We start from the raw sequence: 20,631 nt of genomic DNA on the forward strand, positions 1-20,631 counted from the left end.
CCTACTTCAGCTGCACCAGAACACACGCTTCGTCGACCAATCGGACGGGCACGGTTTCGTTTTACTGAAGAGAAATCTCAGTCAATCAACGTGAACACGGCACCCTAAAGAACAGGAGCTTCCATGTCTAGTGACTCGCAAAGAAAGGGCGATTCGTGCCATGAAGGTCGAGATACCGGTTCGATTTCAGTTAATTCGAATCTGATGCATGAAATTTCGGAACTGCGGAGAAATCAATCTGCACGTGGTCAATGCGCACAAACTCAAGAGAGCCCGGATAATCGACCAAACACCCTCGCATACCTACCTTGTTTACACCTTTACAGCGGGAACGACCAACATTCCAGCACGGATGACGAACACCATCGGCGCAACGGTTACGACCCTCATCCAGACCGTGACGAGCATCACCGGCATCACGATGACGAACATCATTCAGACCGAGATGAACACCACCGGCATCACGATGACGAACATCACCCAGACCGTGATGGACAGCACCGGCATCACGATGACGAACATCATTCAGACCGCGATGGACATCATCGGCATCACCACAGACATGACCACGGCGAACACGGTGAACATCACCACGGGCACCGTCATCAGCACCACGCTCACAACCACCCGAGCCAAGATGGGAACGACAACAATTCTTCTGCATCTCAGCCAGACAAACCGCCTGTGGGACAACCGAGTGACTCAAATAACGAACAAACTACGAATCCGCCGGAGACCTCTCCAAGTACACAAACAAGCCTGGGCAGCCATATCTACAGCGATGGTCCTTCATACTATGTTTCTCCCAATGGAGATGACAAAGCCGATGGCAGCAAAGAACATCCATTCGCCACGCTGAAACGTGCTGCTCTGGCGATGGAAAACTCGTCAATCAAGACAACGACAGTAGAAGCTGGAAACTACAAGATGCAAGAAACACTTCATCTAACCCAAAAGGATGATGGCGTTACTTTCCAGTTTGATAAAGCAAGCGGTCCAAACCAAGCGGTTTTCGACGGCGGAAATTCAATAGACCGCATGATTGATATCGAAGGCGGCTCACACATTACGATCAACGGATTGCGCCTCACTAATTTCAAATGGACTGGCATCTTCAACCACGGTGGCACGGTCGATCATCGAGATAAATCAAGTCAAAATGTCGGCTCGGCAAGCGGGAATAGATTCGTCAACAATGAAATCGATCACAATTCTCAAACAGGTGATTGGACTGTCGGCGCCACGGGAGTTAGTGCGGCCATCGTCAACGACCAGGTGACACCCGACACACTCGTCGCCAACAATTACATTCACGACCTCCAATACATGGGCATACAGGCAGGACGCTCATCTGATCTATCTGCCGCAGCAGGGGATTACAGCGGCACCGTAATTAGTGGCAACGTCATCGACCACGTCATGCAAGGCAGGCACGATGGAGGCGCGATCTACTTATGGAACGCGCGCAAGCAAATCTCCGGTGGAGAAATTATCGAAAACAACTTCATCACGAACTACAGCAGTTCGACGCTGGGAGACGGGAAGGGCATCTATCTCGATGATGGAGCATCAAACACTATAGTCAGAGGCAACGTCATCTCTGAAACAGACCCTCAAAAGTCCACATCTGAAGCCATTTTTATTCATGGAGGAATTAACAACACAATCACCAATAACTTGATTGATCTTGGTGACTCGGGAAAAATTGCGGCACTGGGATACGCTTCAAGCCCTCTGCATCCCGGCGGAATGACAGGCAACGTTTTTGAGAACAACGTTATCGTCTCCGATTTTAAAGGCAATCAGCAGACAAGTGGGATGGGAGTGACCGGCTACACCTACTTGAACGGTTATGGCAATGCAGCACGCGGAGCCAATCCCCAGATCAAAAACAACATCTATCACAACTACGCCGGTGGACAAGAGCGCACTGATGGTAACGGTATTGGCGATAGTAGTCCAATCCACGAAACGCCGAACCAAATACCACTGGAAGGGAATTGGGGTCCGCTTGGATACTCTCTCCCGGCAGATCGAAAGGCTGCCCTTCAGGAAACTAACTCCTCACCAATTGCCGAGACAAGTCCCTCTCCATCAAACTCAGCTAACGGTTCCCCAAGCAAAACCCTCGACTTCACGCCTCTTCCATATGCGGAATCAGCCGCTACCATTGCCGTTCTTCCGGTCAATCAGATTCAGGCGCACGTCGATGAAAACAATAAGTACAACAATCAGGCTAAAGCTGGTGGAATCAAAAAGCTGTTTGTCGGCGACTCACTGACGGAACTGCAACCTGCGGATATATTTCAGCAAAACTTCGGCACAGATGCAGCCAAATTCGGAGTAGGCGGCGATAAGACGCAGAATCTCCTCTATCGCTTGAAAAATGGCGAATTGGACTTTCCAGCCAACGATCAGCCCAAAGTTGTTGTCATGGAAATCGGCACCAACAACATCGGAAACACAACAGCCAGCCAAATTCTTGACGGCATAAAAGCAAATATAGATACGATAAAGTCGAAACTGCCTCACACAAAAATCTTGCTGGAAGGCATATATCCGCGTGGCACGTCCATGACTCCGGCGTCCATCGTGGCCCTTAATACCGAAATCGCGAAGCTTGCAGATAACAAGAGTATTTATTACACGAACGCGGGCGGAGAAAAGCTCCTGAACGCAGACGGCAGCGTCAACACAAGCTTATTTAGATCGGATCATGTGCATCCCAACGCTCAAGGTTACGCCATATTGGATGCAGCGCTTGCTCCGATCGTCGACGAGCTAGCCGCGAGCTAGCCGCCTGATCGGTCCTGAGGTGGCAAATTAGGGTCTTCTGCGCGATTAACGTTCCGTCTCAGGCATGGGATACAATCATTAGACGATCGTTCGACAAGTGGGCGAAAGGTCGCGTTCAGACCTGGATGAAAAGTCGAGTTTAGACCTGGCTGCCCATTGCAGGGAAAAGGTAGACCGAAAAATGCCGAAATTGCTTCTAGCAGATGACGACAATCAGCTCCGCCAACTCGTGGGTGACTGGTTAGAACATGAGAATTACAACGTAGACCTCGCCTGCGACGGACCTGAAGCAAAAGAATATCTGTTATCCGGTGACTACGACGTGCTCATCCTCGATTGGAGCATGCCGGAACCTTCCGGCATCGAACTCTGCAAATGGTTCAGGGCAAAAGGCGGCAGCACGCCAATTATTATGCTGACTGGTAAAGACGAAATCGAACACAAAGAAGTCGGGTTCAGCGCCGGAGTAGACGATTACCTCACCAAACCATTCGAATTGCGAGAACTGGCGGCGCGCTTGCGGGCTCTGCTGCGACGTGGAAATGTGGCAGCATCGCGCACTGTCAAGGTTGGTCCTCTTGTGCTGGACCCTGACAGCCACAGCGTCACTGTTGACGGTGGACCGCTGACACTAACAGCGACAGAATTTGCGGTGCTCGAGTTTCTCGGACGTCATCCCAACCAGGTCTTTAACGCGAACGCGCTTTTGGACCGAGTTTGGAGCAGCTCATCCGAGGTATCACCAGATACGGTGCGCGTCTACATCAAGCGACTGCGAGCGAAATTCGAAGGCATTGGATATCCCGACTTGATTCAGAACATACACGGCGTTGGTTATAAATTGAACGTGGTGTGATGCCCGCGAGACGCGGGCGTTCCATTCGGCCTGTCCGCTAGACGCGGGCGCTCCATTCGGCCTGTCCGCTAGACGCGGGCGCTCCATTCGGCCTGCCCGCGAGACGCGGGCGCTCCATTCGGCCTGCCCGCGAGACGCGGGCGCTCCATTCGGCCTGCCCGCGAGACGCGGGCGCTCCATGCGCGCGAATCAGCTCATTGCCAGTGATTGATTGAATAGTTTTAGCGCCTCCGGCTCTCCTATCTGTGCCACCTTGTCAGGCGTCAAACCAGCGCGCTCCATTGCCGCTTGCACTCCTTTTGGTCCCGCTTGATTGAGGGCATCGCACAAAGTAGCCAGAGCGGAATCGCTCTTGATTCCCACTGAAAGTCCAATCTTCTCAGCAGAAACTACATTTTCGCGAGCCAGAGCCAACTGCACCTCTTTCATTTTTGGATCGCTCAATCCCTTCTTCAGTTCGCCAAGCATTGCGTCGGCTTCGGGACCGCCCGAGAAATCGAAGTTACGAAGCTTCTCCTCATCTATCTTTCCGTCGGGTCCAACGAACTGCTTGAACAAATCAGGAAACAATTTCTTGAATAACTCCGGATCGTTCTCCAACATTTTTTGCAAAAGCTCAGGCAATCCTCCGACTCTCTGATTCCATTGCAACATTCCAACCGACAATCCGTGACCAGAATCATTTTTATTGATGCTGTCGAACGAACCTGCATTCTTAGCCAGATTGCCGACTATCTTGTCAGTCAGCGCGGACATCAGCAAGTGCTGATCGGCAGGCAAGCTATTATAGAATTGGTTCTCCTCGGCACCAGGACTGCCCGTGGCGACTCCCGCAGGCGTGTCGGACAGGCGCTGTGGAATACCACCACCTGTGCCACTATTATCACCGCCGAACATCGATCCATTACCACCGCCACCGCCGCTCTGACCAATCGCAGACTGATCGCCGCGTGGAACAAAAGGTGCCTCAGTATTGCCGGCGCCACCATCATTAGTGACAATACGCGGTTGATTGGTACCATCACCTGACCATACCGCCGTAAAACCCTTTACCGGCGAATTTGTAAGGAAACTCGAGAGATGGTCTTTCGTCCAGTGCGTAACTCCGGGGCTGGCTGGGTCTCCAACTATGTACGTGCCGTCAGGAGCTTTTCCTGCCACATAGATAAAATGATGCGGACCATTGACGATGCACCCACGCCCTTGCGCCAACTGCTCATCTAAAGCGTTTATATCAGTGCAGTTTGCCTTATCTTCAACGCTCAGACCCCTTTTCTGCGCCTCCTGCGCCATGAGCGAAGGACCACCCGGGAACTGACCTTGAGCCATCACCCCAGTCTCATTCATGACACGCACACGCTCATCTTCAGTTGGCGGATGCGAAAAACCCGGTGCGTTAAAGTCTGCGCAAGCCATAGTCAGGCTCGTCGCGCCGCAGCCAAAGAGCCCGCCACTGCCAAATTTGCGATCGCCCATTTGCGAGATATAAAACCTGTTCCTGTCCACAGTATGCTCTGGTGCTACCGGTTGAGCTTGTGGAACAGCCACAGCCGCCTCAGGCGAACCCGGCCGAGCGGCAGCTTGCAGCTTGTCCGTGGGCGAATCAGTCATACGAGGAGAAGCGGATATCGCTTGTTCGGAGCGCGCCGCAGTTGCACCAGCCGCTGCTGTTTCAACTCGTGCCATCGCTGGTGCTACCATGATCTTTGTCACCTTACCAGTATTACAATTCCAACTCTAAACTCTTCCAGCGGAACGAAGCCGGAAATATTTGTGCATTTTTTGGGACAAAACAGTCCTGGCTAGTCGTTGTGAATGCCATCACTGGTTGTTTCGGAACTGCTCATTGTATGATGCGCGCCGCGCGACTCCTCGAACGAAACTTTGCCATTGTCCAGCTTGATGGTGCTGCCAACGATTTCAACAAACGTTTGACTGCCTTCTCTGTTGTAGTACCACTTGCCGTCTCTTTGCGTCAGAGTGTAATCACCCTGCCCATTGTGCACGCTGTACTGATTGACGTTTCCATCTTTATCGTATTTAACTCTGGTACCATTTTGGTTCTGCTCGTAGGTCGGCTCGCCCTTTTCATTAAGCGTCACGTGTGTTTGGCCCTCATGCCCCTTGAAGCCTTGTGGCAAATCATATGAAATCTGCCCATTTGCTTCGATGCGAACGTTCTGCGGTTGCTTGCCATCTGCCTGTCCGGGAAGTCCAGTCCACTGCCCATCTTCACAATGAACCCCACTCATACCAGGAGCGTTTGAGGCAAACTTGGTGACATCGCCACCGGCCCTGGCGCGATCGACTGTTGTAACAGTGTTGTCCTTATTTGTAATTTGGGTTGTCTCTGTGCCGCCCGGATGAACGGTGACAGTACCGTGTTGACCATCGCCAAGACCAGTGCGATTCATCGTCAACTCACCCGAATTCGGATCGAGTTTTACTGATTTCGGATCGACATCGGTGTGGTTGAAAGTATCCACAGAGCCGTCCTGGGATGTACTGGTGACCTGAACACCTTTATCGCCGACACTGAATGCTGTTGTCCGTCCCGCATTGTCCATGAACATTCCACTTTTACCATCAGCGGAAGTTCCACCATATCCGGTGGCGTATCCTCGATCGTCAACCTGCACACCAGCAACAGCCTTATCACCGGTGAAGTTGGCACGATCACCGGCGGCGCCATCTGGGTCTACAGCCGCGTCAGTAAGATCAATTTGTGGAAGCAATCCATTCAAAGTTGGATTGCTGCGCGCATCAGAATGGACTTGATTATAGACAGCATCAATCGTTGCACGATACTGGTCCGGATTATTTTGACGAAGATCACGAACATACGCTTGAATGTCTTGCGACGTCCGACCTTGCTGTTCGAGATATTTGACGCCATCGTCGACCTTGCCTTTGGAAGCATTCTGCGCGTCGGCAGTATCATATTTCGGTGCCATTTCTCATTCCTCGTCTGATTGCAGCAATAGGACTGTAGAGGCGACAAAACTCAGATCGGGTAGCATTAATTGCTCTGCGATTGCTTATTGTCTTGCGATTGGTAAGTTCCTGCTGATGCTTTTAAGAATATCGCTGAAAACGGAACTAAGTCTGGTACACATTGTGAATTTTTTGGTTATGCAATATCGAGTTGCACACTAACAACCCGACTCGACTTAGGACACGATATCTATGTGGCTCTGGATCTGACTCAGTGTCTGGGGTAGCCAGGTCCGAAACAACGAGCTGAACTGACTTTGACCAGTCAATACGGCAAAACCTTCTGCAAACGACTCAGAGCGCGCACTCCATTCCGAGTCATTCTTTATGAAGTATGCAAGCTGGTCGATATCCTTCTTCTGAGCAAATGCCTTGATGTTTTCCACGTCCTTCCGCCACGCCCAATCAAATGAGGTGCGCTGGGATATGTAGTTTTCGGCCCGATCGAATGCATGTCCGAACTCATGTCGCACGACATTAGCTACATCCATTGCAGAAACTTGTGGACCGTCTGGTCCATACTTATACGTCTGAGCCAAAACAATTTCGTTGTTTCCGGTGTCGTAAAAGGCAGGATTATTTTCGAATGTCAAATTGGAGTCATAGCCGGAAGGCTTGGTACCGGCAAGATGGGGGTAAGGGTCTGTAACCTTTTCACAGAGACGGATTTTAGTATTTCCTTCTAAAAATACGACGTCTCTCACGCCCTCAGGAATCTCAGACAACCCGCGACAAGCTTGCTCAGGCATGGAAGTCGAAACTGGAGAAGCTATCTCAATCGCATCACCGACCTCGCGATAACTTAACCCGAAGTTTTGGGCTGGCAAAAAAGTATCACCCGGGTTCAGAGTTTCCGTAGGTTGAGCGATCTCCAACCTGCCATCCTTCACGACTCGATGAACAAGATTGCCTGGTACCGAAGGAGATTCTCCGCTCACAGGCACTTCAGCTGCACCGCCAGGCTCTTCAGTCGCCCGGAGTGGCAACTTGAACTTAGATGCAACAGTGACGGCAGTTCTGGGTACAACGCCGTCCAACCCAGCTGCCGCGACGCCAGCTCCGCCTGCCACGCCACCTGCGATACCAGCAGCAGTTTGCGCTCCGAAGGCTCCTAACTGGCGCAAACCCGCCTCCGCAGACAACTCCTCTTCTTTAGTGTGTGGACCAGATCCGGCGACGACAGCCAGGTCATTGCCCCAGTCGACCACAGAATTTCCTAATGCTTTAGCATCATTAACAACACCATCAATACTCCCATCGTTCTTCACCAGTTCTGTAGTCGCAAGCGCTGCCGCACCGAGCCCCAGAGCCACAAGCGCACCACCACCAGTAGCAACAGTAAGAGCACCAACGGCTGCGCCAATTGCCACATCCTTCAGAATTTCACCAGGGTGATGTATAACCTCATCGACGGCACCCTTCTCAATTTCTCCTATAGCTTTAATTGCATGAGTTCCTGTTAGCGCGTCCATAGCAGCTATTGGCGCAAACGCGACACTATTGAACGTATCGAGGGGATGATTCACAACCGCATCCTCTACATGACTGGCAGCACTTGTGATTGAAGACATAAATCCAGTACTTCCGTTGCCCAAAGTCTGGTTATCTTTACCGAATAAGCCACTTTCGCTGTAAGTAACTTTACCCTGCTCATCCATCTTTATCGAGTCGCCATTGACCTCGACAAAATCATGGCCTTCACCATTTTGATGGTAATACCACTTTCCATCATCGTGCCTGGATAGCGTGTAGTCACCGTTAGAGTACTCTTTGACTTTGCCCTGATCGTCCTTCTTTACTGAAGTGGCTCCATGAGCTTCATCGCATCCGGTGGCTGATGCCGGGGACTCTGAAGCATTGCCGGCGTTTGTCTGATCGTTCGGTTTACTGCCAACTCCAGTTCTGTTCGAACTGGAATCAATGATTTGCAAATCGTGAGGAAGATACAAAGACGCAGTGTTAACACCTTTAGAGATATTCCCGAAGTCACCCGGCTTTACGACGGACAGCATGTTCAAACTTTGATTATCTGTTTCGTTACGCTGCTGCAGATTAGTATCATCAGCCGCTTTATAAACACTGCGTGTGGTGTCTGCAACCATACCGCGAACCTCATTCAACAAAGCGAGGCGCACCGATCTACTCTCGATAAACCGATCTAGAAGCGCAGCCATTAAGTAGTAATTGCGTTACGAACGTTTCGATAGTAGAAGAAGCGATGGAACTAATTCCGGTACCTAAAGGGAATTTTTTGGGTACGGTTTATTTAAGGCGCCCAACTTTTCCCGCACTTCCGCATCATCCTTTATTTTCAAAGCCAGCGCATATTCAACCGCAGCACCTTCTAAGTCTTTCTTTGCAACGGCACTTTCTGCCAGTTTGACGTGGTCACCAAACGAATCAGGATCCAGACCCAACTTTCTGATTGTGTCTGAAATGTTGACTTGCGCAGGCTCGTTGAGAGGGTCAAAAAACAGGGCACGATGATAGTAAGTTAGAGCTAACTGCGGACTAGCTATGCTTTTCGCTTTGCCATTGTAGGCAATAGACAAATTGCGCGAGGCTAAATCATGTCTCTTATTTAAGTCCAATGCAATCTGCCATTTTTTAAAAGCTGTTGAAAATTCGTCGTGAGCGTCCACGCCCTCCTCACGATTAAGACTGGCTTCTAGGTCCATAGCCATTTTGAACTGCTTAATTGCCGAATCATAATTAAGGCGTGCAATGTCATCTACACCACCATTGTTCAACATGATGATTCGATTATAAATATCCTTCTTCGCTTGAAATCGTGCGGGACTTTTCAACAAGATCTTGTAAGCATCGTTGGCAATTACTGTTGCCTGCGCCAGCTGAATCTTTACTTCTGACTCCTTTTGCTTTCGAATCGACTCGTGTAAAGCAAGCCACTGTTTGTAATCATCGGCATGAGAAGCAGCGCTGATAGCTCTGTTTAAGTTCTCAGAAGCAGCAACGCTGTTACCTAGTTGTTGATAAACCGATGCCCGCATTGAATAAAGCGAACCCTCCTCGACGTCTTTTTCCGGCACCACTTGTACACGAAAAGTGCCGAACATTGATTGAAGAGGAATACTGACGCTGCCTCTATCATAAAGCTGAATAGACTGCGAAATCTCTGCCAGAGCTTCTCTATATCGCTTCTCGGCGTAATGAATCTGCGCTTGCCAGTACCAATAGAAGTATACTTCTGGCTTCAACATTATGGCAGTGGAAAGGCAACGGCGCCGGAATTCAGCGGAGCCTTCGAAATCCTTAGATAACAAGCCATAGATCAAGTCGAGGCGACTGAACAATGAGCCTCGATTGTATTCTCGAAGTGAGTTCAAATCTGCCGCTCTAACAAGCTGCTCCACCTTGAACATACAGACAGGGAAGGTGAAGAGAGCACTAATACATACAGTCAGCGGAAAAGCCCAGAGCGCCAGAACCAACAGAACCGGTGCGCCCTTGCATTTCCAGATGTTCGATGGCAACAAGGCTATCGAAGAAAACAACTTCAAAAGATAGTCCCGAAGCAAACCATTCAAAGACGCATTAGAAGACAACCTATCCCTGCCGTCCTCTGCCCGAACCAATCTTCCTGCCATCAAATCTGCGAGAGTTTGATTCCGCGGCGTCAGCAGTGCCATTAGATATGGTGCCAGCAGAAACCCCAGTACCAGAAAAACAGTCTCGCCTTGCATGGACGGAACCGCCGCACCAAAAGCCTTTAACTCGGCAGGGCTGCTGACAAGTTGACTAGACGTGCCGGACATGATCAACAAAACAATGGAAACAAGCAGGGCGAAGATAAGCGGCTGCAAGAGTACATGCCGCGCCGCCTGACCGAAAGTTTGCCTCTGCCCTGACACACTTGAACATCTGAGCCCGAGAACGTACTTGCCTAAAGTCCCCTGCCAATCAGAACTCTCAAAGTGGCATGGATAATAGAACAGGAGAAACGCAAATGCGCAGCTCACAGCAATCAAGCAAAGCAAAAGACCATCTACCATCACGGTATAAAGCAGTCCAAAATTTTCCAGATAGCCGAAAACAGCCAGCCAAAGCGAAGCTATGATTGGAGCAAATGCAACGACTGCAATGACAAGCAGCAAAGCCAGATCAATGGCGGCCGCGAGCATCCTGCGGAAGCAAAGCCCGATCCTGGATTGAACCGATTGTCTCAGGCTTCCCTGCTGCATGACTAGAACTCGAGAAACGCCTGAGATATCTTATACATAGCGATTCTAACCCTTTTGCCCATCGGCTTCCATAACGTGGCCGGACCCGTCTAAAATAGTCTGCAAACCATAGCAGAATCTTACAGCAGCACCCTCAGGACTGCTTTAGATTTGGGGAAACCGGCCCTTAGCCCAACCGCAAGAACAGGCCGGATATGCGCGCCCCAGCCGATCTTCTAGGCACTGATCGGTATTTGAGGTAGACTGGAACCTATCGAGTCTCCTTCCCTCAAAATTCGACCAATGGCTAAGATCGAGGGTCTGTAGTCGACATGTTAGACTGCGATCTGAAGACGAGTCGATAGAAGTCGAGTAGCATCGTTGCACGAACTAAATTCGGACTCTTATTCACAGGAGTTTGTCGCCGATTATGATTGCCAAACGACAAAGAAGACATCAGAGTGGCGCCAGCCTGGTTGAAACTGTCGTTGGGCTCTTAATCATAGTTATAGGTACAGTGTTCGGAGCGCTCTTGCTCTTGAACGTCGGCAGAGTCACCTATTACAAACAGAAAATCAGCTTTGTGGCGCAACAGCTTGCTTACTATGCAGCCATCCTTCCAGCCCCTCAAGACGACCCAACTGTGCAACCTCTCCTTCAGACTATGGGTCAACAAATGATCGATCGAATGGGGTTGAATGCTTCGACAGTAACGGTAAATGCTGGACCAGCCCCAATTGCAATCGATCCCGATGCGGGCGTAGGCGTTAAGGTTGACCTGACTGTCAGTTTTCCGACTTTGCTCTCGGCAGGCTTCAATGCGACGATTCCACTAAACGTTACTCTGTCCGATTCCGCTGTCACTGCTCAGAGTGCATGGTTCAGACAATACGGAGTGCTCTACAATCCACCGCTCGTAGATAAGGTGACATTTCCAGTATTTGAACACCAACCCCTGACCGGATACATTGCGCCTCCGCATGATGGATTGCCAGCCTGGAGCATGAGTATCGTGAACATGTGGCCAATACCAGGATACCCATAACGCATTACACAAACACCGCTGGCAACCCTTAAAGACCCTCTTCAATTCCCAAGTCCCGACTCGAGAAAGCTATGCCTTCAAAGAAAAACAAAATCAGAAACGCTCGTGGCGCCGGAATTCTGCAAGGGATTGTTTGCTTGATGATTTTGGTGATCGGAATAATACTAGGTGTGCTTTTGCTCATCAACACAGGAATTGCGGCATATCAGAAGGAAAAACTCTGCTTTGTAGCCAATCAATCAGCTGCCTATGCCACATCGTTTCTGCCAAGCGAACAAGCAACAGCGCCGCCGAAGGTTATAAATTTTGCGCGTCAAATTCTGAGCAATATGGGCGTCAATTCCGCCGATGTCACCGTCAACCTCGGAGTTCCTTATGGCACGCAAAAGGCAGCGCAGGTGGGCATCACAGCACCAATCGGCACCTTTGTTCCAGCCGCTTTCACATCAGTCATGCCCACCGGTTTGCAGATGTCCGACACCGAATCCGTTCCTAATCACTCATATTACACAGCTTATGGACTGGGTATCCTCGGCCAAGCTGGTATCGTGGGTGGTAGCGTTCTTTTCCCTGTGACAAAACTCGGTTTAATTCCGCCGGACGACGGATTGCCTGCCTGGACTATAAACCAGGGCATTATGATTCGTATTCGTTGAGGAACGTTTATGCATTTACATAATCAGCTCAGAAAGAATCGCGGCGCCGCAGAATTAGTCGAAGGCGTGGTCGGACTCTGGCTCATTATCGGATTCACGATTGTTGCAGTCGTCTTGCTTATAAACATATTGGCCGCCTCATACAACAAAGAAAAACTTGGCTTCGTGACAGACATGGCAGCCGTATACGGCAGCAACTTGCCACCAGACACAACCAATGCGCCCCAACTTATCGAAGACAGAGTGCGATTGCTCTTGAACCAGATGAGTGTAAAAACGACTACATTGAACGTGACTTCGAAATGGAACGACCACAGCGCCGCCGGCAAAGTCGGCACCCGCCCGGTGTGCTCAGTCACAATCGATGCAACGGTGCCAACGCTGTTGTCAGCCAGCCTCCCCGCTTTCATGCCCGTTAACATCAAAATGTCGGACACTTCGATTGCTTTAATGCGCCCCTGGAACTGGAGCTACGGCTCCTGCTCGATCGCAGCGGCCGTTCTGCCCGGCTGGATAACACCGGGTTTGAACGTAACCGGATACGTGCCTAAAGACAACAAACCAGTCTGCAACGTGATTCTTCCTGAGCTGGTCACGCGAGGTCACCACTAGAATTCACGAATGAAAATTCTGTCAAAAGGATTGATTCTTGTTGTCGTTCCACTGATATTTGGCATCTGTTTTATTTTATGGCTGTTCAACGGTCTTTCAGAAGTAAACACTCTGGTTCAACGCGGATTGATACTGAAAGACTCAATCATCACCTACATCACCGCAGATCGTCATAACCTCGTCGCCAGGCGCTGCTACCTGGTTTTTAAATACTCAAACGACCCATACTACAAAGAAAACTGGCAGTCCAACAAAAAGGATTCGCAGGCTGCAGTCGATCATATTCATGCACTTTTGAAAGCGGATCCATCGCTGCCTTTGCCACCACTGCATGGAACAGGCGAGCAAACCACGCTCTTCGGGGCGCTGGACAAAGAGCTGACAGAGATTTGTCAATTGGGTCTGGGACAAAAACAGGACCTCAGCGAGACATCGGAGACGCTGCTACCGCTGCAATATGCAAGCGACGTTCAAACCAAAAGAGCAGTGACGGCGATGGACGCGCAGATCGCGACTCTCAATACTGGCGTGATCAGCGAGCTGCTTATATCCATCGCGTTGATGCTCTTCTTCTGCTTGAGCGTAACGCTCCGCTTGAGCAAAATGGTCGACAACACCCTCAGCCTCGCCAATGGATCGGACCTGAAACCGCCGGTGAAGGGGAAAGACGAGATCGCCGAGCTGGACCAATTTATTTTCAAGTCGGCACTGGAAATAAAAGAGCTTGAAGAATTCAAGAAAGGAATGATCGGCGTAGTGAAAGACGAGCTCAGTAACCCGCTCAATTCAATCGGGCAGTTTCTCAATTCACTCAGTCAGGGCGCGTTCGGAGAGCTTGCAGGCAAAGCCAAAGACAGAGTTGACGGCGCAGCGTTGAGTATCAAACGACTGGCGGGACTCCTGACCGATCTGCTCATGCTTGATAGATCTCAATTGAAAATATCCCCCCGACAAACAGACGTGCAACGAGTTTTAAATTCAGCTGTAAATTCTGTGCAGGAGCTGGCTAACCAATCAGGCATCGAGATTGTCGTAAAGAATGAGACTGGAACAATCGTTGCTGACGACGACCGATTGGTGCAAGTAGTCGTCAATTTCCTTTCAAATGCCATCAAATTTTCGCCAGCAAAAGCAAAAGTAATAGTCCAAACAGTGCAGCGCGGCGATTGGTTCGAGTGCAGAGTAAGCGATCAGGGGCGCGGCATTCCAGAAGAATTTCGGAAGACGATCTTTGAACCGTTTACACAAGTGGATGCCAAAGATGCAACTACCAAGAAGGGTACAGGTTTGGGTCTTACGATTTCACGCTCCATCATCGAGCAGCATGGTGGCGTTATTGGCGTCGACTCCGAGGTCGGCAAGGGAACAACATTCTGGTTCAAAATTCCCGCATCAGGGCTCGAACAATCCACACAGAACTATCTGTCGCAAGATCAGCGAAAGGCGGAAGTGGGCGCCCCTGCTGCTGCTGCAACCACAAAACGGAATGAGAAAAAGAAAAAAGGAAAGTTCAGCGTTCTCATGCAGGGCATCGTAATCATCTCGGTGCCGCTGATCTTTCAATTGTGCTTCATCGCGTCACTGGTCGATCTGTTCAAACATGCAGGAGAACAGGTTCAACGAGAAGAAGCATCAAAAAACGCCCTCGTAGCACTCAATCACATGTCAGACGAATACACCGATTCGGCGCGATGCGGCGTCATGTACGCGTATACGAAGAGTCCCTCTTTCTGGAAGCTGTTCGAGATGAGTAAAGGCAAAGCACTGGAGCAACTGGAAAAAGCAAGAACGTTTTTAAGTGACGCCAACGCTCAGTCTGCCGAGGATCTGAAACAGATTCGCTCCTCTCTGGATGGCTTTTCAACGATGCTCAAAGAAGAGGCAGACCGCTTGCACGAGTCGAATGCTACAAGTGAGCTGCGACCATATTTTACAGAAGGGAAAATGCCTACTGCTGCGCAAATTCACGCTCTTGCCTCAGACAAGACCAAGCAACATGCGGTCGTGACCCAGATTGTCTCACTGCTTGAAGATAAGACTCACATCGCGAGACTCTATACACCACTGGTTGAAGTCTACAAAGCACAAGAGCGAGTTATGGCACGAGAGCAGGTAACCGGTGAAGAGCTGGCGAATCAGCGTGCCGACATGGTCAAGCGCCTTCAAAACGCATTCCTGGCAGGACTCATCGTCAACGTCATAATTTCGATTTTTCTCGTAGTATTCCTGATGAAAAATCTTACCGACCGCCTCAAGCATGTTATGAACAACACTGCACGTATCGTGAAACGAGAACCACTGGCGGCGCCGGAAAGAGGCATCGATGACGAAATCGCTTACCTGGACCGAGTCTTGTTTTCTACGGGCACGCACATTATCGAACTCGACAACTTTAAGCGCGACCTGATCGGCATCGTCAGCCATGAACTGCGAACGCCCCTTTCGTCTATTTCAGCGACGTTAGAAGCTCTGAGCCTGGGAGTCTTCGGCGAACTGTCTGACTCAGCTCAATCGCGCCTGAAGCTCGCGGATGAAGAAGCGCGTCAATTGGTAGCGCTCATTAACGACCTGCTCGATCTTGAAAAGATGGATGCCGGCAAATTCATCATGGACAAATCCGAGTGCAACATTCTAGATGCAGTGGAGGCGGCAGTGGAAGCTGTTGCAGCGCCTGCGGAATCTAAAAACGTGCAACTCGTCATTGACGAATTTGATGACAGCCTGAAAATTCACGCGGATAAAAGTCGCTTACGCCAGGCTCTGACAAACTTACTGACAAATGCAATCAAGCTATCACCAGGGAATGAGACTGTTCGTCTAACAGTCTCTAAAACGGCTGAAAACGCAATCGAATTTCGATTCGTCGACCACGGAACAGCCATTTCAGACGAACTGCAGAAGCGAATCTTCGATCGATTTATTCAAGTGGATAGCTCAGACGACGGCAGATTCCGTACTTCAGGGCTCTCACTGGCGATTACAAAAGCAATTGCAGAACAACATGGCGGATGCGTCGGTGTAGAGGCGCAGCAAGGAGCCGGAAATACCTTCTGGATAAAAGTTCCAGTCGGCATGCTCTAAAAGTCGCTTCACAAATCCGGCACGCTCCACAAATCCGGCACGCTCCCACATACCCAAATTAGTCACAACGCTGTACGGATTTATTCTAGCTTCGCGGCGCATGCTGCTTCCAAGCATGGAAAACGGCACAGAGGTGATTTATGGCAAACGTTGATTACGACGGGCTGAATCCAGAAGAACTGTTGCTCATCGATGCTGCGCTGCAATCGACGCCGGACAACTGGGCTAACATTGCGTTGCAGATTCAAGATGATTTAAAAGAAGGCAAGATAGGCAAATTCGAAAGCTCAAGCGCTCAGGAAGTAGCAAAACTCGATCGAATCATTTCACAGAATATCGACCCTGGTTCGCCCGATCGCTTGTTCCCTCAGTTTCAAGTCGACAGCAAAGGAACCATCACTTTCACACCGCAGGAACATCATCTGCAAAGAAAAGTACTCAATCATCATGATCATCCACTCAACAGCAGTCCGCGATGATCACAGCTAAGACCGATACAGACATCTAAGACCGATACAGGCATTTAAGACCTGACAGATATCACTTTTACTCTCACGACAATTTCTTACTATGTCAAAAACAGAAGCTACGCCGGAATCATCAAAACCTTCAGACCAGACGCACAAGAACGACAGCAAAACTCATGCTGATCCTCAAAGACTGTTCGCAGAAGGCTACGGAAGCGCGCCAGGATCAAAAGGTTCGGACACAAATCAATTTCTGCCAAGTTTGGCCATACACGGAGAGGAACCTGGGCAGAGAGATTATGGTGCTCCCAAAGTTCCTGAAACTCCAAAAGACGGCGGACCAGAAGCATCTGCCACAGCTCTGACCATCACGCGCGATGCGGATGGAAAACCTACCGCGTATCACAGCAACGGCTTTTCATTCGAATACCATAAAGACAACGACACCTGGTACTACCATCAGGACTCGGGCGGCGACTACGTCAAAATTGATATCCCGACAGTAAATGACAACGGCACGGTATCAACACATGAGAGCGGCGGCTTCAATGCAGGCAGGACGCATGAGCTTTCAGGCAGCGGACAAACGACCGAAGATTGGCTGGATTTGAAGAAGAATGATCCTTTGATTGCGGGTATCTGGCACGGTCTACCTGGCAAACTGGCCGGCGACATAATCAGAAGCGATGTGCAAATCGGAAAAGATTTACTACACGGAAATTTTCTAGATGCGGCGACGGGTCTTGTAAAACGTGACGTGAATGAATTCAACGATTTACTTACTGCCGCCAAAGGCAAAAATCCAGTCAGTGCCTGGGACTGGGGGCAGCGACTGGAAGCGGATCTAGCCACCAGTGGTGAAGGCTCGGAGCAGTTCAAAAAAGACCTCGACTGGCTCAACGAACTCTGGGACGGCACTAGTTACGGTGGCACGACGCGCGGCGACCTTTCGCGCTACTACGACGACAATGCCTGGATCGGAATTGCCATGGTCGATGCTTACAAACAGAATCCAAACAATCCAGAGTATTTAGACCGTGCGAAGAAACTGTTCGATTACGTTTCGTCCGCAGCTGAAGGAACTGAAAATCTGCCGCACCCAGGTGGATTATTCTGGCAGCAGGGTGAGGATGTTCGCACAGCTGTGAGCACCGCTGGAGGGACACAGCTGGCGCTAGAGCTATACCAGCAGACACACGACGAAAAGTATCTCGACTTTGCAAAGAAACAGTACAACTGGATGAATGATACGCTCAAAAACAAAGACGGACTATTTCTTGACGGCATTAATGCCAACGGAAGTAATGACAATCACGAAACGCTCTTCAGCTACAATCAAGGATTGATGCTGGGTAACGCGACAATGCTCTACCAGATCACTGGTGACAAAAACTATCTCGACCAGGCCAATCAGATCGCAAAGGGAACCATAGACTGGCGTTTCAACGAGCAGGAGCCGTTCTTCAATGCAGTCTATTTCAAGAATCTGATGCTTCTCGATTCTGTCCAACCTAACAACGAATATCGTCAGGCATTGAGCAAGTACGCTGGCGAATTACAAAATACGCTCAAGGGCGGAAATATCGACAAATGGCATGATCACGAGCTGACCCAGGCAGCAGCAAGGCAAATTTTCGCACTATCCGAACAGAATCCGCCCACTTAAAATTCAATCTAATTCTGAGGGGCTTTTCAGCACTTTGTAAAGTGAGGCGCGCGAGATCCCCAGGTGTTCAGCAGCAGTAGAGGCAGCCCCGCGCAGTTGCAAAAGACCTTCTGCCGACAGGAGCAGAATCACCTCACGGCGCTGCTGTGTCGATAGAGCACGTGGCTGTGTGTTACGCTGAGCGGCGTATGTTCCGATTGCATTACGCACCTCGTCTAGCGAGCGTGAACGCAGAGTTTCCCGCACTGGCGCGCTGTTTGAATATGACGAGGTAAGCTGTTCAATCACCATCTTCATGGACGAGAAAAGAGAGATGTCCAGATTCAAACAGATTGCGGCAACGAACGTACCCTGACTGTTTCTTATACCGATTGATGTGCTTTTGACTGGGCGCCCATCTGGAAAGGTGTTGGCATAGTTCTGAACCACATCAGGAAAAGACGCATCGTTGATGCGCGCCAATCCCATCTCGGTTGCAGGTTCACCAACTCGACGTCCAGACAGTGGACATTCGATAGCCAGTATCGCGTGTTCTGGATTCGTGAGGTCATGAAGCACAACTTCGCAACAAGGGGCAAACATCCGTCCCAATGCTTCCACAATCTTGCGCGACTCCTTTAATAGGAGCGCGTTCTCCGTCTGAACTGGAGATTCGGATTGTTTTGCGCTGGTTGTTTTGCGCTTTGAATTACCTTGTGTATTTGACATCTACCGCCTCACTTCCTCTTGGTTGACATTTTGTAATTTATTAGACACAATGTCACCCGGTTGACTATTTGCACACTATTATACAAAACGTCACCCACCAGGAGGAGGAACGCATCTATGAATGGACAGCTTATTGCCACGTCGCTAGCGGTTACCTATGCTGATATAGAGGAAGCAGCCCAAACACTGCACGGTATTGCTCACCGCACTCCGGTCATTACCTCGCGGCAAGCTAATGAACAGGCAAACGCCAGGATTTTTTTCAAGTGCGAAAATTTCCAACGCGTCGGCGCCTTCAAATTTCGCGGTGCTTATAACGCCATATCTCACTTAGACGACCGTCAAAAACAGCGAGGAGTGGTTGCTTTTTCATCAGGCAATCATGCTCAGGCGATTGCGCTGGCGGCACGCCTTCTTAACGTGCAAGCGACCATCGTCATGCCAACTGATGCTCCTTCTATCAAACTTGCGGCAACGAAAGGTTACTCTGCTGAAGTAATTCCCTACGACAGAGAGCAGGAAGAGCCAGAGTCCGTCGCGGCCCGAATTGCCAGCGAGCGCGGATTGACGCTGATTCCGCCTCACGATCACCGCCACGTCATTGCCGGACAAGGAACAGCTGCGCAGGAACTGATAGAGGAGGTTGGAGAACTCGACTATCTCTTCGTCCCCGTCGGCGGCGGGGGCCTGATCTCCGGCTCAGCCATTGCTGCCCATCACCTTTCTCCGAAGTGCCAGGTCATAGGGGTCGAGCCAGAAGCGGGCAACGATGCACAACAATCCTTCCGCACTGGACGGATTGTAACCATTCCAGTGCCTGACACAATTGCCGACGGTGCACGAACACAGCACGTTGGCCAGATGGTGTTACCGATCCTGCGCGCCCATGTAAAAGACATCATTACGGTAAGCGATCTTCAGTTGTGCCAGCAAATGCGATTCTTTGCTGAACGCATGAAATTGGTCGTGGAGGCAACTGGTTGCTTGGCTGCAGCTGCCGTATTCAATCGTGCTATCAATTTTGACGGAGCTCGCGTTGGTGTCATACTGAGCGGCGGTAACGTAGATGCCAGTTCATTCGCTCGCTACATCAATACGGCTCTTTCGGAGAACGCTGAATGATGCAATTTATTGAAACCAGTGCTGCACCATTGCCCGCGGGACATTATTCACAAGCTGTTGTTGTGAACGGATTAGTGTTTGTGTCTGGAGTGTTACCCCTTGCACCGAACACAGGGTGTCTCATTCCGCAGGGCATCGCCGCCCAGGCAACGCAACTATTTGAGAATCTAAGCGCTGTTCTCCGTGCAGCCGGCAGCGATCTGCAGCAGTTGGTCAGCATACAATTGTTTATTCCAGATATAGGGTCGTGGGAATCCGTAAACGGCATCTACCAGAAGATTCTTGGAGCTCATAAACCGGCGCGATCGATCATCCCTTGTGGACCTCTACACTATGGAGTTCTGATAGAGGCAAATGCAGTTGCCATTGTTCCTGCGATTGAAGCGAGCGGCTAACATTCCTCATTCGTCGTCCATTTCACATCTTGCAATTAGAGAAGAGGAATGG

The 20,631-nt window shown here is 50.2% G+C and carries 15 protein-coding genes; 10 read left to right on the forward strand and 5 right to left on the reverse strand.

What is annotated here, in order from left to right; genetic code table 11:
* Nucleotides 1-123: 123 nt before the first annotated feature.
* Nucleotides 124-2,796: a hypothetical protein gene (locus EKK48_23490; protein ID RTL37651.1), complete on the forward strand. Its 2,673-nt coding sequence runs from the start codon at nucleotides 124-126 to the stop codon at nucleotides 2,794-2,796.
* A 97-nt stretch (nucleotides 2,797-2,893) separates the two neighbouring features.
* Nucleotides 2,894-3,652 carry a response regulator transcription factor gene (locus EKK48_23495; protein ID RTL37652.1) on the forward strand — a complete coding sequence of 253 codons (759 nt, stop codon included), beginning with the start codon at nucleotides 2,894-2,896 and terminating at the stop codon, nucleotides 3,650-3,652.
* 189 nt (nucleotides 3,653-3,841) lie between these two features.
* Here the strand turns inward: EKK48_23495 and EKK48_23500 are convergent, their stop codons facing one another.
* From EKK48_23500 to EKK48_23515, 4 genes are all read right to left on the reverse strand, one after another.
* Complete coding sequence (locus tag EKK48_23500; protein ID RTL37653.1) at nucleotides 3,842-5,353, reverse strand: hypothetical protein; 1,512 nt, start codon at nucleotides 5,351-5,353, stop codon at nucleotides 3,842-3,844.
* Between the two features lie 101 nt (nucleotides 5,354-5,454).
* The gene (locus tag EKK48_23505) at nucleotides 5,455-6,606 is read right to left on the reverse strand and encodes a hypothetical protein (protein ID RTL37654.1); all 1,152 of its coding nucleotides are present in this window, start codon (nucleotides 6,604-6,606) and stop codon (nucleotides 5,455-5,457) included.
* Between the two features lie 216 nt (nucleotides 6,607-6,822).
* Complete coding sequence (locus tag EKK48_23510) at nucleotides 6,823-8,748, reverse strand: hypothetical protein (protein ID RTL37655.1); 1,926 nt, start codon at nucleotides 8,746-8,748, stop codon at nucleotides 6,823-6,825.
* A gap of 135 nt (nucleotides 8,749-8,883) precedes the next feature.
* Nucleotides 8,884-10,848: a hypothetical protein gene (locus EKK48_23515; protein RTL37656.1), complete on the reverse strand. Its 1,965-nt coding sequence runs from the start codon at nucleotides 10,846-10,848 to the stop codon at nucleotides 8,884-8,886.
* A 409-nt stretch (nucleotides 10,849-11,257) separates the two neighbouring features.
* On the opposite strand from EKK48_23515, the gene EKK48_23520 reads away from it, so the two are divergent.
* From EKK48_23520 to EKK48_23545, 6 genes are all read left to right on the forward strand, one after another.
* Complete coding sequence (locus tag EKK48_23520; protein RTL37657.1) at nucleotides 11,258-11,872, forward strand: hypothetical protein; 615 nt, start codon at nucleotides 11,258-11,260, stop codon at nucleotides 11,870-11,872.
* A gap of 71 nt (nucleotides 11,873-11,943) precedes the next feature.
* Nucleotides 11,944-12,528, forward strand: coding sequence for a hypothetical protein (locus EKK48_23525; protein ID RTL37658.1), 585 nt, complete (start codon nucleotides 11,944-11,946; stop codon nucleotides 12,526-12,528).
* Nucleotides 12,529-12,537: 9 nt separating this feature from the next.
* Nucleotides 12,538-13,140 (forward strand): hypothetical protein, encoded by a 603-nt coding sequence (locus EKK48_23530; protein RTL37659.1) that lies wholly within the window; start codon nucleotides 12,538-12,540, stop codon nucleotides 13,138-13,140.
* A gap of 9 nt (nucleotides 13,141-13,149) precedes the next feature.
* Entirely contained in the window at nucleotides 13,150-16,221 is a 3,072-nt protein-coding gene (locus EKK48_23535) for a HAMP domain-containing histidine kinase (protein RTL37660.1), read from the forward strand.
* Nucleotides 16,222-16,361: 140 nt separating this feature from the next.
* On the forward strand, nucleotides 16,362-16,700 hold the full coding sequence (locus EKK48_23540; protein RTL37661.1) for a hypothetical protein: 339 nt from the start codon (nucleotides 16,362-16,364) through the stop codon (nucleotides 16,698-16,700).
* A gap of 91 nt (nucleotides 16,701-16,791) precedes the next feature.
* Nucleotides 16,792-18,354: a hypothetical protein gene (locus tag EKK48_23545; GenBank protein ID RTL37662.1), complete on the forward strand. Its 1,563-nt coding sequence runs from the start codon at nucleotides 16,792-16,794 to the stop codon at nucleotides 18,352-18,354.
* Between the two features lie 3 nt (nucleotides 18,355-18,357).
* Here EKK48_23545 and EKK48_23550 read toward each other — a convergent pair whose 3' ends face one another.
* Nucleotides 18,358-19,062, reverse strand: coding sequence for a transcriptional regulator (locus tag EKK48_23550; GenBank protein RTL37663.1), 705 nt, complete (start codon nucleotides 19,060-19,062; stop codon nucleotides 18,358-18,360).
* Nucleotides 19,063-19,179: 117 nt separating this feature from the next.
* Between EKK48_23550 and EKK48_23555 the strand changes: the two genes are divergently transcribed.
* Together EKK48_23555 and EKK48_23560 are read left to right on the forward strand one after the other, a co-directional pair.
* Entirely contained in the window at nucleotides 19,180-20,184 is a 1,005-nt protein-coding gene (locus EKK48_23555) for a threo-3-hydroxy-L-aspartate ammonia-lyase (protein ID RTL37664.1), read from the forward strand.
* Complete coding sequence (locus EKK48_23560) at nucleotides 20,184-20,579, forward strand: RidA family protein (protein ID RTL37759.1); 396 nt, start codon at nucleotides 20,184-20,186, stop codon at nucleotides 20,577-20,579. Before EKK48_23555 ends, EKK48_23560 begins: the two co-directional genes overlap by 1 nt.
* The last annotated feature ends 52 nt before the right edge of the window (nucleotides 20,580-20,631 follow it).

The organism is Candidatus Melainabacteria bacterium, assembly GCA_003963305.1.
GTDB lineage: Bacteria > Cyanobacteriota > Vampirovibrionia > Obscuribacterales > Obscuribacteraceae > PALSA-1081.

Excerpts from the sequence above, each read along its gene's own strand:
- EKK48_23560 (RTL37759.1), top strand. The coding sequence starts at position 20,184 with ATGCAATTTATTGAAACCAGTGCTGCACCATTGCCCGCGGGACATTAT.
- EKK48_23540 (RTL37661.1), top strand. The coding sequence starts at position 16,362 with ATGGCAAACGTTGATTACGACGGGCTGAATCCAGAAGAACTGTTGCTC.
- EKK48_23530 (RTL37659.1), top strand. The coding sequence starts at position 12,538 with ATGCATTTACATAATCAGCTCAGAAAGAATCGCGGCGCCGCAGAATTA.
- EKK48_23525 (RTL37658.1), top strand. The coding sequence starts at position 11,944 with ATGCCTTCAAAGAAAAACAAAATCAGAAACGCTCGTGGCGCCGGAATT.
- EKK48_23510 (RTL37655.1), bottom strand. The coding sequence starts at position 8,748 with ATGGTTGCAGACACCACACGCAGTGTTTATAAAGCGGCTGATGATACT.
- EKK48_23515 (RTL37656.1), bottom strand. The coding sequence starts at position 10,848 with ATGCAGCAGGGAAGCCTGAGACAATCGGTTCAATCCAGGATCGGGCTT.
- EKK48_23520 (RTL37657.1), top strand. The coding sequence starts at position 11,258 with ATGATTGCCAAACGACAAAGAAGACATCAGAGTGGCGCCAGCCTGGTT.
- EKK48_23555 (RTL37664.1), top strand. The coding sequence starts at position 19,180 with ATGAATGGACAGCTTATTGCCACGTCGCTAGCGGTTACCTATGCTGAT.
- EKK48_23500 (RTL37653.1), bottom strand. The coding sequence starts at position 5,353 with ATGGTAGCACCAGCGATGGCACGAGTTGAAACAGCAGCGGCTGGTGCA.
- EKK48_23490 (RTL37651.1), top strand. The coding sequence starts at position 124 with ATGTCTAGTGACTCGCAAAGAAAGGGCGATTCGTGCCATGAAGGTCGA.
- EKK48_23535 (RTL37660.1), top strand. The coding sequence starts at position 13,150 with ATGAAAATTCTGTCAAAAGGATTGATTCTTGTTGTCGTTCCACTGATA.
- EKK48_23505 (RTL37654.1), bottom strand. The coding sequence starts at position 6,606 with ATGGCACCGAAATATGATACTGCCGACGCGCAGAATGCTTCCAAAGGC.
- EKK48_23550 (RTL37663.1), bottom strand. The coding sequence starts at position 19,062 with ATGTCAAATACACAAGGTAATTCAAAGCGCAAAACAACCAGCGCAAAA.
- EKK48_23545 (RTL37662.1), top strand. The coding sequence starts at position 16,792 with ATGTCAAAAACAGAAGCTACGCCGGAATCATCAAAACCTTCAGACCAG.